General features: G+C 30.8%; 15 protein-coding genes and 5 tRNA genes. 10 read left to right on the forward strand and 10 right to left on the reverse strand.

The window, feature by feature from the left end:
• The first annotated feature begins 8 nt into the window (after positions 1-8).
• The 4 genes from nusA (at position 9) to ISS06_02425 (ending at position 4,770) form a co-directional block, all read left to right on the forward strand.
• A complete protein-coding gene (gene nusA, locus ISS06_02410; GenBank protein ID MBL7054029.1) occupies positions 9-1,319 on the forward strand; it encodes a transcription termination/antitermination protein NusA in 1,311 nt (436 codons plus the stop codon).
• An 88-nt stretch (positions 1,320-1,407) separates the two neighbouring features.
• The gene (locus ISS06_02415) at positions 1,408-3,363 is read left to right on the forward strand and encodes a sodium-translocating pyrophosphatase (GenBank protein ID MBL7054030.1); all 1,956 of its coding nucleotides are present in this window, start codon (positions 1,408-1,410) and stop codon (positions 3,361-3,363) included.
• A 22-nt stretch (positions 3,364-3,385) separates the two neighbouring features.
• On the forward strand, positions 3,386-4,693 hold the full coding sequence (tig, locus tag ISS06_02420; GenBank protein ID MBL7054031.1) for a trigger factor: 1,308 nt from the start codon (positions 3,386-3,388) through the stop codon (positions 4,691-4,693).
• Between the two features lie 5 nt (positions 4,694-4,698).
• Positions 4,699-4,770: transfer RNA gene (locus ISS06_02425), tRNA-Gly, on the forward strand.
• A gap of 376 nt (positions 4,771-5,146) precedes the next feature.
• On the opposite strand, the gene ISS06_02430 is transcribed toward ISS06_02425, so the two are convergent.
• The 10 genes from ISS06_02430 to dnaB all read right to left on the reverse strand — a co-directional run bounded on the left by ISS06_02430 (position 5,147) and on the right by dnaB (position 12,485).
• A tRNA-Tyr gene (locus tag ISS06_02430) sits at positions 5,147-5,229 on the reverse strand.
• Between the two features lie 7 nt (positions 5,230-5,236).
• A tRNA-Thr gene (locus ISS06_02435) sits at positions 5,237-5,308 on the reverse strand.
• 54 nt (positions 5,309-5,362) lie between these two features.
• On the reverse strand, positions 5,363-5,725 hold the full coding sequence (locus ISS06_02440; protein ID MBL7054032.1) for a hypothetical protein: 363 nt from the start codon (positions 5,723-5,725) through the stop codon (positions 5,363-5,365).
• A 2-nt stretch (positions 5,726-5,727) separates the two neighbouring features.
• Positions 5,728-6,597, reverse strand: coding sequence for a class II fructose-bisphosphate aldolase (locus tag ISS06_02445; protein MBL7054033.1), 870 nt, complete (start codon positions 6,595-6,597; stop codon positions 5,728-5,730).
• Positions 6,598-6,602: 5 nt separating this feature from the next.
• A complete protein-coding gene (locus tag ISS06_02450; GenBank protein MBL7054034.1) occupies positions 6,603-7,379 on the reverse strand; it encodes a triose-phosphate isomerase in 777 nt (258 codons plus the stop codon).
• Positions 7,380-7,388: 9 nt separating this feature from the next.
• Positions 7,389-7,850 (reverse strand): small multi-drug export protein, encoded by a 462-nt coding sequence (locus ISS06_02455; protein ID MBL7054035.1) that lies wholly within the window; start codon positions 7,848-7,850, stop codon positions 7,389-7,391.
• Between the two features lie 29 nt (positions 7,851-7,879).
• On the reverse strand, positions 7,880-8,839 hold the full coding sequence (locus ISS06_02460) for a D-alanyl-D-alanine carboxypeptidase (GenBank protein ID MBL7054036.1): 960 nt from the start codon (positions 8,837-8,839) through the stop codon (positions 7,880-7,882).
• On the reverse strand, positions 8,836-9,807 hold the full coding sequence (locus ISS06_02465; protein MBL7054037.1) for a peptidoglycan bridge formation glycyltransferase FemA/FemB family protein: 972 nt from the start codon (positions 9,805-9,807) through the stop codon (positions 8,836-8,838). The genes ISS06_02460 and ISS06_02465 overlap by 4 nt, the downstream gene beginning before the upstream one ends.
• Before the next feature lie 189 nt (positions 9,808-9,996).
• The gene (locus ISS06_02470; protein ID MBL7054038.1) at positions 9,997-11,052 is read right to left on the reverse strand and encodes a mechanosensitive ion channel family protein; all 1,056 of its coding nucleotides are present in this window, start codon (positions 11,050-11,052) and stop codon (positions 9,997-9,999) included.
• An 11-nt stretch (positions 11,053-11,063) separates the two neighbouring features.
• Positions 11,064-12,485 carry a replicative DNA helicase gene (dnaB, locus tag ISS06_02475; protein MBL7054039.1) on the reverse strand — a complete coding sequence of 474 codons (1,422 nt, stop codon included), beginning with the start codon at positions 12,483-12,485 and terminating at the stop codon, positions 11,064-11,066.
• Between the two features lie 92 nt (positions 12,486-12,577).
• On the opposite strand from dnaB, the gene ISS06_02480 reads away from it, so the two are divergent.
• The 6 genes from ISS06_02480 to ISS06_02505 all read left to right on the forward strand — a co-directional run bounded on the left by ISS06_02480 (position 12,578) and on the right by ISS06_02505 (position 18,040).
• Complete coding sequence (locus ISS06_02480) at positions 12,578-12,805, forward strand: hypothetical protein (protein ID MBL7054040.1); 228 nt, start codon at positions 12,578-12,580, stop codon at positions 12,803-12,805.
• A 13-nt stretch (positions 12,806-12,818) separates the two neighbouring features.
• Positions 12,819-12,889: transfer RNA gene (locus tag ISS06_02485), tRNA-Lys, on the forward strand.
• A 61-nt stretch (positions 12,890-12,950) separates the two neighbouring features.
• Positions 12,951-15,566, forward strand: coding sequence for an HAD-IC family P-type ATPase (locus tag ISS06_02490; GenBank protein MBL7054041.1), 2,616 nt, complete (start codon positions 12,951-12,953; stop codon positions 15,564-15,566).
• The gene (locus ISS06_02495; GenBank protein MBL7054042.1) at positions 15,563-16,501 is read left to right on the forward strand and encodes a sodium:calcium antiporter; all 939 of its coding nucleotides are present in this window, start codon (positions 15,563-15,565) and stop codon (positions 16,499-16,501) included. The genes ISS06_02490 and ISS06_02495 overlap by 4 nt, the downstream gene beginning before the upstream one ends.
• Positions 16,502-16,505: 4 nt before the next feature.
• On the forward strand, positions 16,506-17,795 hold the full coding sequence (asnS, locus tag ISS06_02500; protein ID MBL7054043.1) for an asparagine--tRNA ligase: 1,290 nt from the start codon (positions 16,506-16,508) through the stop codon (positions 17,793-17,795).
• Positions 17,796-17,967: 172 nt separating this feature from the next.
• A tRNA-Asn gene (locus ISS06_02505) sits at positions 17,968-18,040 on the forward strand.
• Positions 18,041-18,142 lie beyond the last annotated feature (102 nt).

The following is an 18,142-nucleotide window of genomic DNA, read 5'->3' on the forward strand; positions in this document are numbered from 1 at the left end:
AAAAAAAAATGATAGAAAACATTTTACTAGCAATTGAACAAATTTCCGAAGAAAAAGGAATTAAAAAAGAACAAGTTCTAGAAGCAATCGAGCAAGCTTTGGCCGCTGCCTATAGAAAAGACTTTGGGAATAAATTGCAAAACATAAAAATAGAATTTGACCCAGAATCTGGAAAAATGAAGGCCTTTGATGAAAAGACAGTAGTTAAAGATGCAGAAGAAAATGATGATGAAGAAGAAGAGGAAGAGAAGAATGCTGAAACAAAAGAAGAAGAAGGAGAACCAATAAAAAGATTTAACCCAAAAACTGAAATCTATTTATCTGATGCAATTAAAATTAAAGCAAAAGCAATCATAGATGACATCATTAAAATGCCATTAGAAATTCCTTCTAATTTTGGCCGAATAGCTGCCCAAACTGCCAAACAAGTAATAATCCAACGATTAAGAGAAACTGAAAGAGAAGTTATATATGAAAGATTTAAAGAAAAAGCAGGAACAATTATAAGCGGGGTTGTTCAAAGAATAGAAAGACAAGCCATATTTGTTGATGTAGAAAATACAGTTGCGAAAATGCCTTATGAAGAGCAAGTTAAAGAAGAAAAATATTTTTTAGAACAAAAACTTAAATTTTATATTGTTAATGTTTCAATGACACCAAAAGGACCTGAAATAATTATATCTAGAAAACATCCAGACATTTTGAAAGAATTATTTATTTCAGAAATTCCCGAAATAGGAAATAATTTAATAAAAATAGAAGCAATTGCCAGAGAACCTGGGTCAAGAGCAAAAATAGCTGTCTGGACAAAAGAAAAATCAATCGACCCAATAGGAGCTTGTATTGGCCAACGAGGAAGTAGGATTCAAACAATTATAAATGAAGTTGGCGGAGAAAAAATAGACATTGTTGAATTTGATAAAGATATTGAAAAATACATAGCCAATTCTCTTTCTCCAGCCAAAATATCGTCAATTAAACTAAAGAAAAAAGAAAAAATAGCTATTGTCAGAGTAAAAAAAGACCAACTCTCTTTAGCCATAGGAAAATTTGGACAAAATGTTCGTTTAGCGTCAAGGTTAACTGAATGGAAAATTAGCATTGAAGAAGAAGCAACAAAAGAATCACTAGATGACAAACAAACAAAAGACAAGGATGCTCCAGAAGAAACAGTCACAACCAAAGATAAAATTGAAAACGAGCAAAAGGTAGTCGAAACTAAATCTACTAAAAGCAAGGCCGGGGGAAAGAAAAAACTTACTGACAAGAAAAAAACCTCTAAAAATACAAAGAAAACCAAAGAAAAAGAGAAAGAATAATTAATTAACATTGTGCTCGCTGAGAACCATGGGCAAGATGGGTGTAAAAAAAATATTAATTATTGATTATTAAAATAAATTAAATTATATGCTTTATTTTTCTATTGTTATTTCTATGCTAGGGCTTTTAATCGCTTTTTATTTAGCAAATAAAATAAAAAGAATAAATACAAATAGCCATTCAGCCGAGCAAATAGCAGAATTAATAAAAAATGGAGCAATGTCTTTTTTAAAAGAAGAATATAGAGTTTTAAAAATATCTGTAATCATCGTATTTTTCCTCCTCTTTATTTTTTTATCAATCAAAATAGCCATTACATTTATTTTTGGAGCTATTTTAGCCGCCTTGTCTGGAAACATTGGCATGCGGATTGCAACTATTGCCAACATACGAACAGCTGAAGCAGTGCAATCAAAAATAATTCCTGGACTTAAAATAGCCTTTAATTCTGGCACTGTAATGGGGCTAACAACTGCTTGTTTTGGATTAACTGGAATAAGTATTTTTTATATTATTTTTCAAGACATCCAAATTATTTATGGATTTGGATTAGGAGCATCTTTGGTGGCATTATTTGCCAGAGTAGGTGGAGGAATATATACCAAAGCAGCTGATGTTGGGGCAGATTTAGCTGGCAAAATTGAAGCAAGTATTCCGGAAGACGATCCCAGAAATCCAGCTATAATCGCGGACAATGTTGGCGATAACGTAGGAGATGTGGCTGGCATGGGGGCTGACTTATTTGAAAGTTATGTTAATTCCTTGATTGCCAGCATGGCTTTGGGTATGATTGGAATTCAACTTATAGGAAAAAATATTATATTTATTCCGCTAACAATAGCTGCCATTGGAATAATCTCTAGTTTGATTGGGTATTTAACTGTTTATTTTTCAAAATCAAGCAAACCAGCCAAAATACTTGATAAAACAATATGGGCTTCTTCTGTTTCGACAATAATTGGTTCTCTTATATTTTTAAAAATATTTTCTTTCGATATAAAAATTTTAGGTGCAATTATTGCTGGTCTTGTTTGTGGAGTAATAATCGGAGCAACTACCCAATATTTTACATCAAATAAATATAGTCCTACAAAAAACTTGGCCAAAGCATCTATTACGGGAGCTGGTACAAATATTATTTCTGGAATATCATTGGGAATGAAAAGCACATTAATTCCAATGTTAGCAATTTCAGCTACAATTTTAATTTCTCATAAAATTGCAGGTGTCTATGGAGTCAGTCTAGCGGCTATTGGAATGCTATCAATATTAACAACAATTATTGCCATTGATGCCTATGGGTCTATCTCTGACAATGCAGCTGGCATTGCTGAAATGGCTAAAATGGGGAAATCAACCAGAAAAAATGCTGAAAGATTAGATTCAATTGGAAATACAACCGCAGCTATTGGGAAAGGGTTTGCCATTGGCTCGGCAGCATTGACTGCCATTGTCTTGTTAACTAGCTATCTTCAATCAATACAAGTAAAAATTATTGATTTAAATAGGCCAGAAATTATTGTTGGACTATTTATTGGTGGATTAATGCCATTTTTATTCTCATCCATTACAATGCAAGCTGTTAGCAAAACTGCTGAAAAAATTGTTCAAGAAGTGCGCAGGCAATTCAAAGAAATAAAAGGGCTAATCCAAGGAGAAACAAAGCCTGATTATCAAAAATGTATTACAATATCAACCAATGCTGCTTTAGGCAAAATGGTTCTGCCTAGCATAATAACAATTATAGCTCCCATTCTTATTGGGATAGTCCTTGGCAAGCAAGCATTAGGAGGATTTCTTGTTGGAGCAATTTTAGTTGGGTTCTTGTTGGCCGTAATGATGGCCAATTCAGGCGGGGCATGGGATAATGCTAAAAAATATATTGAGCAAGGAAATCTAGGAGGCAAGGGTTCTGATGCTCACAAGTCATCCATTATCGGAGATACTGTAGGAGACCCTTTTAAAGATACGGCTGGGCCAAGCTTGAACATTCTTATCAAGTTAATGTCAATTGTATCTTTAATTATTGCTCCATTATTATAATAAATAAAAAAATAAACAAAATATGAATATTAAAAAAAACCAACTTGACCAAAGTTTAATTGAATTTATTGTAGAATTATCTACTTTAGAAATGGCTCCCTTTATAAAACAAGCAACAGCAGAGCTCTCAAAAGATATTGAAGTAGCTGGATTTCGTAAAGGAAAAGCTCCTGCCAATATTGTTCAGCAAGAAATTGGGGAAGATAAAATCTTGCAAGCCTCAGCAGAAAAAGCAATTAATCAAAAATATCCTGAAATAATTGCTAAAGAAAAACTTCAACCAATTGATCAGCCAAAAATTGAAATTCAGAAAATAGCCAAAGATAATCCTCTTATTTTTAAAGTTATAGTTGCAATCATCCCAAGTGTAAAAGTAGGAGATTATAAAAAAATTAAGATTAAACAAGAAGTTAAAGAAATAAAAAAACAAGACGTTGATAATGTTATTAAAGAGCTTCAAATGGCCAAGAAAAAAGAAATCCTTGTTCAAAGAAAAGCTAACAAGGGAGATAAAATAGAGGTTGATTTAAATCTTTTTATTGATAAAGTCCCAGTGGAAAACGGACAAGTTAAAAACTTTTCAACAATATTGGGAGGACAAGAACAAATTCCTGGCATATCCAAAAATCTTGAAGGATTAAAAAAGGGAGATAAAAAAGAATTTTCATTTAAATATCCTGATTCTCATTATGACAAAGTCCTGGCCGGGAAATTAGTAGATTTTAAAGCTGAAGTTAAAAATGTATATGAAATAGAATTACCAAAACTTGATAATGATTTTGCCAAAGGATTAGGAAAATTTAAGACAGTTGAAGAATTAAAAAATAAAATTAAAGAGAATGTAGAGGCCGAACAAAAAAACAAACAATCTCAAAAAGCAGAAAAAGAAATATTAGAACAATTAGTTAAAATGTCTGAAATAGATAAAATCCCGACCATACTTGTTGATAAAGAAACAGATAAAATGCTAGAAGAAATTAAAATGTCTATCAAAAATTATAATGACTTTTCTAATTTTGAGGATTATTTAAAAAATATCAAAAAAACAGAAGAACAATTAAAAAAAGAACTTGGTCAAAGCGCTGAGCAAAGAGTAAAAACCTCTTTATGTATAAGGCAACTAGCAATTGATGAAAAAATAACAATTTCTGACAAAGAAGTGAAAGCTGAAATCGAAAAAATCCAAGCAATGTATAAAATGCAAGGCCAAGGAGAAGAACAAATACAAGAGATGGTAAACAATCTTCAAACTACTAATGGACAAATTTATATTAAAAATCTATTGACAAATCGTAAAATTATTGAAAAATTAAAAGAAGAAATATTATAAGTTTTGCGGGCGTCGTATAGTGGCTATTATACGTCCTTGCCAAGGATGAGACGGCGGTTCAATTCCGCTCGCCCGCTTTTTCAAGAATTTATGCACAAAGACTATTCCCTATTTCGGAAATATGTCTTTTTTTTTTATTACCTCACTTAGAGGCCTTGCCCCTAAGTAGGGTACAAATCAATAATCAGTAATCAATAATCAACAACCTCACTGAGGGTTCTACTTAGAGTTTACTTAGAGGCCTTGCCCCTAAGTAGAGTATAAATCAATAATCAGTAATCAATAATCAACAACCTCACTTAGAGGCCTTGCCCCTAAGTAGAATAATCAACAATCTCCCTTAGAGTTTTACTTAGAGGCCTTGCCCCTAAGTAGACTCACTTAGAGGCCTTGATTATACTTAAGAGGTCCAGCCTCCAAGAAGAGGGTGGACCTCAATAAAATTACTAAAAATGGGTGGGGCAGGATTCGAACCTACGAAGGTAATCACCGTCAGATTTACAGTCTGATGCATTTGGCCGCTTTGCTACCCACCCGTAAATTAGCCGAGACAGGGATTCGAACCCTGGGCCCCTTCCTTACCATGGAAGTGCTCTACCACTGAGCTATCTCGGCACAGGGGGTCAGTCTCCCTTTAGAGAGGTCTAACCCCTGTGTATAATTATACTTTTATGATTTTGATTTATGACTATGTTTTAATGATTCTCTTATTTTAGCTAGTTTTCTAAAAAAATCAAGATTAGTTAATTTTTTGAAAATATATTTTAAAATTAAATAAGTTTTTTTAAAAAACACATTAATCTTTTGAATATATTTTTTAATCAATAAAATTCTTCTAGAGAAACTATCTTTTATTTTATTTATTTTTCTATCAACCTTTTTTAGTAATAATCTCTTTTTAATTTCTGAAATTTCATCTGCTGTTGTATCTGATAAATTAATTTTTGATAAAAAAAGAATTTTTTTTAAAAGAATATAAAAAATACCTCCCAAACAAGAAAAAGTAATAATTAAAAGAATAATATTAATCATTTTTAAAGTTTTTTATCATTTTTAAAAACTAAAATTTTGTTAGCAACAACATCAGAAATTTCATCTATTACTGGTGTTAATATTTTTCTAGGATCATATTGGTCTTTGACTTTTAATGACTCTATTAAACTAGTCCTAAAGGCATATCTTATCTCTGTATCAATGTTAATTACTCTAACTCCAAGAGAAATTGCTTTTTTTATATCATGGTCTGGAATTTTAGATGCTCCATGAAGCACTAATGGAATTTTAACTTGTTTGGAAATATCTGCCAATCTATCTAAGTAAAGCTTTGGTGCTTTATGTTTAATTTTATAAAGTCCATGAATATTGCCAACTGCTATTGCTAGTGTATCAATTTTTGTTTTAGCAACAAATTCTTGTGCCTGGTCTGGGTCTGTCAAAAACTTGCTTGGATTAGATATCATTTCATTAATGTCTTGTTTATCCTTGACTATCATGCCTAGTTCTCCTTGGGCCCAAGCATTATGCTTGTGAGCATATTCAGTTGCTTTCTTGGTTATATTAATATTTTCACTAAAACTAGATTCTGAAGCATCAATCATAATAGAGGAAAAACCAGCCTCAATGCACTCGATTACAGATGAAAATTTTTTGCCATGATCTAAATGAAGGGCAATCGGAATATGTTTAAACTTATTTTTCGCAATCGTTCGCACAATATTCGCAATTACTTTTGCACCAGCATATTTAAGGGTTGTTTCGCTTACCTGAATAATTATCGAACCATTAACCTTGTTAGCCCCAACCGCAATTGCATTTGTTATTTCTAGGTTAAAAGTATTAAAAGCTCCGACTGCATAACCTTTTTTATTAGCATTATCAATGATTTGTTTTATATGAACAAGCATAAAATTTAAATTATTAATTCACACATTTTTATAAACTCTTTTGGATCTAATGATGCTCTGCCAATCAAAACGCCATCAATTAAATCTTTGGCTACAAACGAAGATATATTTTTAGAATTAACGCTGCCGCCATAAATAATTCTAATATTATTTTGAACTATTTTTAATGGGAAGATATCAATCATTGCTTGTTTTATTATTTTACTCATATATTCTGCGTGAGATGGACGAATAGCTCTACCCGTGCCAATGGCCCATGAGGGCTCATAAGCAATGATAATTTCTTCTGCTGAAGTAATTTTAACTCCTGACAAAACCTTTATTAGCCAGTCAAGAACAACATAATTATTAATCCCTTTAGCAAAATCATCTAATGTTTCTCCAACACAAACTACTGGCGTCATCTTATTTTTAACAACTGCTTTTATTTTTTCTTGAATCATCTCCCCTGTTTCCCTTAATTCTCTCATTCTTTCTGAATGACCTAAAATTACATATTTGCATCCTGTTTTAGCAAGCCAAGCAGGAGAAACTTCTCCTGTAAAGTTTCCTTTATCTTGCCAAAAACAATTTTGAGCCCCTAAAAAATAATTTTTGAACAATCTTGAATTAAGCAATTTAGACATATCTGCCAAACCGAGAAAAGATGGGCAATAAACAATATCAAGATTAGATATTTTTTTATTTTTATTTATTTTCTTGGCAATTTTACGAACAATCTTCATTCCATCTCCTGGAAAGACATTCATTTTCCAATTACCAATAATTATTGATTTTTTCATAAAAAAATATTAATTAATCATAGCAACAACTCCCATTGTAGACAAAGTAACTATAATTCCGGCTATCACAACACCAAGAGAAATTAAACTTAAAGCCCTGTGGTAAGAAATATTAAACAAGAAAGCAGCTACTGTCCCTGTCCAAGCTCCAGTAAAGGGCAGGGGGATAGCAACTAACAAAATTAGAGCAATGTCTCCATAAACTTTGTGTTTTTTATAAAAACGATTATATGTTCTTTTGAATATCCATTGAAAAAAATAATTTATTCTTTTACTAGCTTTCATTAATTTAGTTGATAAATATTTCCAAAACCATAAAAGAAAAAAAACAGGAATCATGTTTCCAAGCACTGCCAAACAAAATGTTTTCAAAACTGGCAAATCAAGCATTGTGATTGCAAATGGAATTGTTCCTCTTAATTCATTAACCGGAGTCATTGCCAATAAAATTGTTTTTATCTCGGGAGTCATCATTAATTAATATAACACAACTATTTGTTTTATTGAATAAGCTTTTTTTTATTTAATTGATTAGCCCCCCAATAAATTAGGGATTTTACCTGTTCAAACCTGCTTTCACTGGTGGCTGCTCCTAAAATAACAACTATCACCTTTTGACCAAGATACTCTCCTGTGCCAGCAAAGCAATATCCCCCTTCATCAAGATAGCCTGTTTTTCCATAAATATTATCAATAAAACTATTTAATAAAATGTTTGTATTATAAATTGCCTGCGTTTTTTTATTTTTACTTGAATCAATTATGTTAATTCTATGAAATTTTTTTTCTAAAGCACTTGTAATGTCTTGATTTTTACTTATTTCTAATATTAATTTTGCTAAATCTTGAGTAGTTGAATAATTTTTATGATTCAACCCAGTTGAGTCAACAAAATGCGTATTAAGCATTCCAATGTCTTGAGCTTTTTCATTCATTAAATCAATAAAAGTTTTTCCACAACAAGGAATAGATGAGATTCTAGCTAAAACATTAGAGGCATTGTTGGCGGATTTAATCATTGTCCCATAAAAAATATCTTGGACTGTAATTTTATCTCCCTGACTTATTTTAAGACCTGATGGCTCTAAATCACTTTCTATATATGCTTTTAAATCAGAAGTATAAGGAGACTCTGTGTCCAGATTTAAGTACTGTGGTTTAATCAAAATTAAATCATTCCAATTCTTTTCATTGTTATTTAAAAATACCAAAGCTGTCATTAATTTTGTGATACTAGCAATTGGCAAAATAGATTGTTTTGACTTGTCCAATAAAACTTTCCCGGTTTCAGCGTCAATCACAATAGCACTCTGGGCGTCCAGTACTGGCCCAAGAGAAACTGTTGAAATTTCTGCCAATGCTGCATCTTCTTGAGATAAAACATTGTCCCAAAAAATAACCGAGCTTAATGCTGGTGATGATGAAACTAAAAAAAATAAAAATAAAATTTTTGTTATCATAATTTAATAATCTTTCCTAATTTATATAACCAATACCACCTAGAAGAATTAATAACATCAAATGTGCCTAAATATTTCACAGTGTTCCCGCCAAAACTTTTTTTAAATCGCGTTAAATTGATCCATTTTAACTTATTTATTCCCCAAAAATCATATTGTTTAACTCCTTGCTTAATTGCTTGTTGAATAATGCTCCAATGAAGCAAATGAGGAGCCATTACATTTTTATTAACAAGAGATGACCCTCCATGAAGATAAAAAGCTGTATCTTTCCAAAAAAGAACAAGATATCCGCACAATATCTTGTTTTTATATTTAGCAAAATAAAGAGAAATTTTTGATTTATTAAAATTTATAAGTTTTTTATAATAATCGTCTGAATGAATATTAAATTTTTGTCGACTGGCTGTTTTGTGTAGAAGATTCAAGAAAATTTCTATATATTTATCAGAATTATCTTGAAAAACCTGAACATTATGCCTATCTGCTAATTTAATATTATATCTTGTTTTATAATGCATGTTAGCTAAAATTTCTTGTTTTGGAATACTGATATCCAAAATAGTTGTAATTGAAGGTTGAATATCTTTTATTCTTTTAAAATGTAAATTGAGTTGGTCTAATGCAATGTCTGTGGATGGCTCAATTCTAAAAAAAATAGCATTAGATTGACTAGATATTTGTTTTATTTTATTAAAAAACAATTTTAAAGCAAGCTCGTCAATTTTTAAAGGAAAAACAGGCCCCCTGGGGATATAAAAATAACTCCTTCTAAAAGGTAAATTATATTTTATAATTAGCCCCGCCAAAATAATCTTGTCATTTTGTTTAACCGCCAATCTCCAAACCTGTCTATTTAATTTTTTTTGAAAATCTCCCCAAAACCATGATTGAAGAAAATCACCGTGCAATAATATAAAATCATCCCACTCTTGCTTGGATTGCTTGGTTACTTCAATTATTTCCATTTTTCTATTTTAACACAAATTGAATTAAAATAAAAATAAAAAAAGCAAAAATATTTGCTTTTGTTTAGAAATGACTATTGATTAGTGATTATTGATTATTGATTATTGATTATTAATTATTGATTAGTGATTATTGATTAGTGATTATTGATTATTGATTAGTGATTATTAATTAGTGATTATTGATTATTATTCTGTTTTTTCAATATAAATACTTTGCGTTGGAAAAGCCATTGAAATTCCTTCTTTGGTAAAAGATTTTTTAATCCCAAAAAGAATATTCTGATGAACGTCTCTATAATCTCTGTATTCAGAAGAAAGAACATAATAAATAACATCAAAACTAAGCGAAGAATCTCCAAATTCAACAAAATGAACTCTATCAAAGCGAGCTTTTGGTTCAGAATCTATTACATGCTCAACGATTTTATTAACCTTAACTAGATTTTCAGAAGAAGTGCGATAATCAACTCCAAATGAAAATACTGCTCTCCTTTCTTCCATGCTCTTAAAATTGGCTATCCTTGATGAAGTTAATTCTTTATTAGAGATAATAATTTCTTCTCCTTGTAAAGACCTGATACGAGTTGTTTTTATCCCTATTTTTTCTACAATACCATTATGCTTACCAACTACAATAAAATCACCAATAACAAATGGTTTGTCAAAATAAATTGCAAAAGAAGAAAATAAATCTTCTAAAATATTTTGAAGTGCTATGGCAACGGCTATTCCACCTACTCCTAATCCAGCAACAAGGGAATTAATATTAACGCCCAAGTTTGATAGAACCATTAATGATCCAATTGACCATAAAACCCATTTAATTATTTTTTTTATTAAAATAATGGCTGTTTTGGATTCAGTTTGTTTTTCTTTTTTTAATTTTTCTGCAATAACATAATCAAGTAAAATTTGAAATGCCAATACAACCTGATAAATAATACTAACTGATAAAAAAGCTGTAATTATTTTTTGAATAACATCACTAATGTTCAAAAAAAATAAAGCAAAATAAATTGCTAATAATAAATAAAAATACGATTTAATTGATTGAACTATTTTAATTAAAACATCGTCAACATTTGTCTTTGTTTTCTGAGCAATTTTTTTTAATCGCATTATAATCACCCCCTGAAATGCTTTAAAGAAAATGAAAAAAAATAAGAAAGCAAATAATGCCAACGAATAATCTTTGATTGAATTTGATGAAAAATTATATTCTAAAAATTCAAAACTAAACATAATTATAATTATTAAAACGGGTCTTCAACACTTATTTTATCAGATTCTCCTGAATAAGCAAGTCTTTTTTCTAAATTTTTAAAACTAGCCGATGCTTCATTGAAATACATTTTAATCATACCACCAGCTGGACCATGACGATGTTTAGCAACATGAATTTCGGCTATGTTTCTTTCTTCGTCAGGGCAAACCTTAATCCCCTTGTCCATAATTTTACGATATATAAACATAACCACATCTGCATCTTGTTCTAAACTGCCTGATTCACGTAAGTCAGATAATTTTGGAATTGACGGAGTTCTTGCTTCTGGAGCACGCGAAAGTTGAGAAAGCGCTAAGACTGGAATGTCTAATTCTCTGGCAATTGCCTTCAATGCCCTTGATATTGCTGAAACTTCTTGAACCCTGCCTTCACTAGATCTTAATCCTGAATCCATTAACTGTAAGTAATCCAAAATCAATAGTCCTAAGCCATGTTCTGCCTTTAATCTTCTTGCTTTTGTCTTAATTTCAATGCTATTTACAATTGGAGAATCATCCATATATATAGGAGCTTCTGATAATGCGCCAAAAGCATTACCAAGCTTTTGAAAATCGCCACCAGCGTCCTCTTGCTTGCCTGTTAATTGCCCTGTTCTCATTTTCCAAATATTTACATCAGCATGAGCGCATATTAGCCTGTCAGTTAATTGCTCTTTTGACATTTCTAAACTAAAAATACCAACTGGAACTTTTTGATAAACCGCCACTTGTCTAGCAATGTCTAATGCTAAAGAAGATTTTCCAATTGATGGTCTAGCTGCTAGTATAATTAATTCAGATGGCTGAAGCCCTGCTAAAACATTATCCAAGTCAACAAAACCAGTTGGAACACCTCTGAAACTTTTTTCTCCTTTATGTAGTTCGTCTACTCTTTCAAATGCTTCTGTCAAGGTACTCTTAAGTGGGACAAACTTTTGTTTTAAAATTGCTTGAGAAACAGAAAATATTTTTTGTTCTGCTTTATCTAAAATTTTAACAAGATCCTTGCCCTTGGAATAAGCTAATTGAATTGTTTCTGTTGAAAACTTTATTAATTTTCTAAGAGAAGATTTTTTTTGGATAATCTTAGCATAAGAAATGGCATTACTTGAATCAGGAACACTGTTGGACAAAGAAGCTAAATAACTTCTTCCACCAATGTCTTTTAATTGATTTTTCTCCTCTAAAAGGTCAGCAATACTCAATGTATCAATTGGCTCTCTTTTGTCCCAAGCATCTATCATTGCCAAAAAAATCATTTTATGAGAATCTTTATAAAAATCATCTGCAATAACAATGTCAGCAATTTTAATCATAACATCTTTATCAATCAACAAAGACCCAAGCAATGCTTGTTCTGCTTCTATGTTCTGAGGAGGCAATTTTTCTATTGATTCTTTCTTTTTAGCCATAAAAACGTATTTACAAATTATATTTTATATATTATAATATTTTTACAACTTTTACAACAAAAACTTTGCACATTTTATTAACATTATTTTTTATGAACCAAAAAAACATTAGAGGATTCACCGTACTGTTTCGTGCTCCAGCCAAACAAGGAGTTGACCATCTTGCTTATACCTTGAGTTCTACTGAGATGAACTCTATTTTTCGTAATGCTCGTATATCTGGAAAAATAAAATTTGAAGACAGGCAAGGCAGAAACTTTACTTTGATATCTAAACACAACGGGAAATATGTAGTGAAAAAAAGAAGCGGTTGGTTCTAATCCTAATTAACAAGCCCCCATAGCTCAATGGTAGAGCAGCTGCCTTTTAAGCAGTTGATGTGTGTTCGATTCCCTCTGGGGGCATAAATTTTCTCAAACTAGTTTGAGGATTTTTTATTTTTAAAAATATGATATAATAATTTATATGATAGAAAAAAATTGGCACAATTTATCAATAGAAAATATTTTTCAAAAATTAGGCACAAATGAAAATGGAATCAACAATGAGCAAGCAAAAGAGAGATTAAAAAAATATAAAGAAAATATTTTGCCCAAAGAAAAAAAATTTTCAATAATAAAAATTATTATTGAACAATTTAAAAGTCCGTTGGTTTATATCTTATTAATAGCTTCTATAATTTCTTTTTTATTGAAAGAATTTATTGATATGTGGATAATTTTATCCGCTGTTTTTATTAATGCCATAATTGGTTTTTTTCAAGAATACAAAGCAGAAAAAACCTTTCTTCATTTAAGAAAATTGGTTCAATACAAATCAAGAGTTTTAAGAAAAGACATGGCTTCAAATAAAAGCAATGAAAGTATTATAAATAACAAATATATTGTACCAGGTGATATTATTATATTAAAACCAGGCGATGTAGTAGGAGCTGACGCCAGAATAATTAAATCCAATGGACTAAAAGTAAAAGAGGCGATTTTAACAGGCGAATCAACTCCTTCTCTTAAACATTCTAACAAATTGTCTAAAAATATTGGGTTGGCTGACAAAGAAAATATGATTTATGCTGGCACAAATATAGTTGGAGGCACTGCCATGGCTATTGTTATAGCCACTGGCAGTAATACTGAATTAGGGAAAATTGCTAACCTAATTAAATCAACCACCAAGGAAAAAACCCCGCTTCAAAACAAAATTGCTCATATGGCTGGTTGGCTAGGAATTATCATTGGAATAATGTGTTTAATATTATTCGTATCTGGAGTTATGCTGGGCAGACCATTTTTTGAAATGCTTTTAATTTCTGTGGCCGTGGCCGTGGCTGGTATTCCTGAAGGACTAGCCATTGCGGTAACAGTTTGTTTAGCTGTTGGCATGCAAGCAATTTTACAAAAAAAAGCATTAATTAAAAAATTAATCGCTACTGAAACACTAGGGTCAATCACTGTTATTGCTTCTGACAAAACAGGCACATTAACTGAGGGGCGAATGACTGTAGTGGATATAATCCCACACCTTTCTAAAACAGGATCACAAGAATTATTAAAAATTGGCCTACTTTGTAATAATGCTATAATTAAACTCCCTGAAGATAAAACAGACAACCCCATAATCAATGGTGACCCAACTGAAATAGCTCTTTTAACCGCTTCCATGGCCTCTGAACTTGAAAGAAAAGCTATCTTAAAAAAATATCCTCGAATTGATGAACTCCCGTTTGAATCAAAAAACATGTATATGGCAACGCTTCATAAAGTATTAGACAAGCAAAACAAGAAAGAACTATTAGTGAAAGGAGCTCCTGAAAAAATTATAAATTTATCTAGCCTAAACAACGCAGACAAACAAGCGATAATAACTAAAACAAACACCCTAACAAGTAAAGGATTAAGAGTCATTGCCTTTGCTAAAAAAATAAGTAGCCAACAAAATAATACAATCCTAAAAGAAGATTTACAAAATCTTGAATTTATTGGCCTAATTGCAATCAAAGATCCTTTAAGAAAAAACGCCAAACAAACCATTAAAACCTGCGAATTAGCAGGCATAAAACCAATTATAATGACTGGTGACCATGAACTAACAGCCAAAGCGATTGCAATAGAGATAGGATTAATCAAGAAAAATGAAAAAATATTAATAGGCAAAGAATTAGACAAAATGTCAGACAAAGAACTAGGCTCTGTTTTAAAAACTAGTAATGTTTATGCGCGAGTTGAACCAAAACATAAAATTAGAATTATTAATTTACTACAAAAACAAGGAGAAATCGTGGCCATGGCCGGAGACGGAGTAAATGATGCCCCGGCCATAAAAGCAGCTAATATAGGGATATCACTTGGATCTGGATCTGAAATAACCAAACAAACAGCTGAAATGATTTTAATTGATAATAATTTTCAAACCATACTTGAAGCAATCAAACAGGGGAGAAATATATTTCAAAATATAAAAAAAATTATATTATTCTTGCTAGCTGATATTTTTACTGAATTTATCCTAATAGGAAGTACATTGCTAATGGGATTTCCGTTACCATTAATAGCCGGGCAAATTTTATGGATAAACATCATAGAAGACACATTGCCTGCCATGGCTTTGTCTTATGAGAAAGGAAACAAAAATATATTAAAAGAGAAAAAAACAAAGACAGACAGCAAATTATTAGACTCGGAAATGAAAGTCTTAATATTTATTATTGGCATAATTACTGATTTTATATTATTTGGATTATTCTTATACCTTTATTATTATAAAAATCTAGACATCTCATATATAAGAACAATGATTTTCGCAGGACTAGGCATTGATACTCTTTTTATTGTGTTTTCCTGCAAAAACTTAAGACAAAAAATATGGGAATACAACCCTTTTGATAATTATTTTTTAAACCTTAGCGTTATCTTTGGTTGGGCAATGTTAATAATCGCAGTTTATTTGCCATTTTTTCAAAAAATCCTACAAACAACCTCTCTTAATTATAATGATTGGTTAATATTAATTTCACTTGGACTTATAAACCTTGTATTAATAGAAATAGGAAAATCTTTTTATATCACTAAAAAACAAAAAACATGATTCTTTTATACATAACCGTAATCTTGGTTGCTTCGATTGCTCTTGTGAAAAGCACTCAAGCAATAATAAAAACAATGGACTACATTGCTAAATATTTTCATATTCCTGAGTTCGTAATTGCTTTCATTCTAGCTGGGATTATTACTTCTTTCCCTGAACTTTTTATAGGAATAACCTCAGCAATTAATAATACCCCTGTGCTTGGTTTTAGTAATGTTATTGGATCAAATATTGCTGACTTAACATTAATTTTAGGATTGATTATTATTTTAGCCAGAGGGATAAAATATGAGTCAAGAATTATTTCGCAAAATATTATCTACACATTTATTTTAATTATTTATCCAATCTTATTAGCATCTGATGGGCTAGTGTCAAGAATTGATGGAGTCGGGTTGTTAATTATTTTTATTTTATATAATGTAATCCTGTTTTTTCAAAGCCAAGATTTTAGTAAAACTTTTTCAGGGGCTAGAAGAAAAGATTTAATAAAAAACATCTGGATACTTAGTATTAGCATAATTTTTATAATAATTAGCTCAAGTATTATTGTTAAGATGTCTCAGATTCTTGCTTTAAAAATAAATGCATCATTATTTGTAGTTGGTTTATTTTTAGTTGCAGTGGCTACTTCTTTGCCAGAACTAACACTTGGCATAAAGTTAATATCTGAAAAACGAAAAGAAATAATTATAGGAAATATATTAGGGTCTTTAGCTGCTAATTCAACCGCCATTATCGGCATCATAGCCATAATATCTCCTATCATGATAAAAACATATAAAGAATTTTTGAGCAGTGTTATTTTTATGATTGCCTCTTATTTCATCTTTGTTTGGTTTTCCAAAACAGACAAGGGTTTTACGAAAAAAGAAGGATTGATTTTGTTATTAGCTTATATTAGTTTTATTATTATTCAATCTTTGATAAAATAACAATATGTATATATATTTAAAAAACATTACTAAACATCTAAACAAGGAAGTTGTTCTTAAGGGGTGGGTTTTTAATTTTCGATCAGCTGGTTCTCTTTATTTTATTCAATTCAGAGACGGCACAGGAGAAATTCAGGGCATAATATCAAAAAAAGATATTGACAATCAGTCATGGGAAAATTGTAATAAATTAACAATTGAATCGTCTATAAAAATACAAGGCAAAGTTTATGCTGACAAAAGATCTCCGTCTGGATATGAAATGCAAGTAAATAAAATGGAAATCATCTCTGTGGCCGAAGAATACCCCATCGGAAAAAAAGCTCATGGTTCTAATTTTCTAATGAATAATAGACATTTATGGGTTAGGTCAAATAAACAAAGAGCTATTTTAAAAATAAGAGATGAAGTCATATTTTCTATTCGTTCATTTTTTAAAGAACAGGGCTTTATTCTAACTGATTCTCCTGTTTTAACTCCCACTTCATGCGAAGGCACAACTAATCTTTTTAAAACAAAATACTTTGACAAAAATGCATTTTTATCTCAAACAGGACAATTGTATATTGAATCACTAATATATTCATTCGGCAAAGTTTATGATTTTGGTCCAACTTTTAGGGCTGAAAAATCGAAAACACGCCGACATTTAACAGAATTTTGGATGATGGATGCAGAAGCCGCCTTTGTTGAACATCAAGCTAATATGAAAACACAGGAAGAGTTGATTGCATGGATAATTAAATGGGTGCTTAAAAATTGTTCCAAAGAATTAGCCATAATAGAAAGAGACATTACTTTATTAAAAAAAATAAAAACTCCATTTCCTGTTGTCACTTACAAAGAAATGATAACTGAATTACAAAACCAGGGAGTAAAAATAAAAATGGGAGACGATTTTGGTGGAGACCATGAAACAATCATATCATCAATGTTTAACTCACCAGTGTTTATTGAAAAATATCCAGCTAAAATCAAGGCATTTTACATGAAGCCTGATTCAATAAATTCAGAATTTGTTTTAAACAATGATTTAATTGCCCCAGAAGGATATGGAGAAATTATTGGTGGCTCTCAAAGAATTGATGACGTAGACACATTAAAGAAAAAAATAAAAGAATTTAAGCTCGACCCAAAACCATTAGAATGGTATATTGACTTAAGAAGATATGGTTCCGTGCCACACTCTGGTTTCGGATTAGGATTAGAGAGAATCATCACTTGGATTTGCAAATTATCACATGTTAGAGAGTCTATTCCATTTCCAAGATTGATAAATAGACTAAATCCATAAGAACAACATTTGACACAAACTTATAATTATGATATAATATAAATAATGAAATATATTAAAAAAATAAATAATAATAATGATGATAACCGTTTCCAGCGGACTTGATTTGTTATTAAAGCAACACAAAAACAACCAATGTCCGCTAAATAGGCGGATTTTTTAGTATCATTGTTCTCCCGTAGTTCAATTGGCAGAACGCTACACTGTTAATGTAGATGTTGCAAGTTCGAATCTTGCCGGGAGAGCAATGCTACTAAACACTATCAATGTCAGTCCCTGACAAGTATCTAGTGAAAAGAAATAACAAGAGATTTCTGTTTGAATAAAAATACATGTATGGTATAATA

Source organism: Patescibacteria group bacterium (genome assembly GCA_016784145.1).
In the GTDB taxonomy this organism is placed as follows: Bacteria; Patescibacteriota; Patescibacteriia; order UBA2591; family UBA6264; genus BS150m-G65.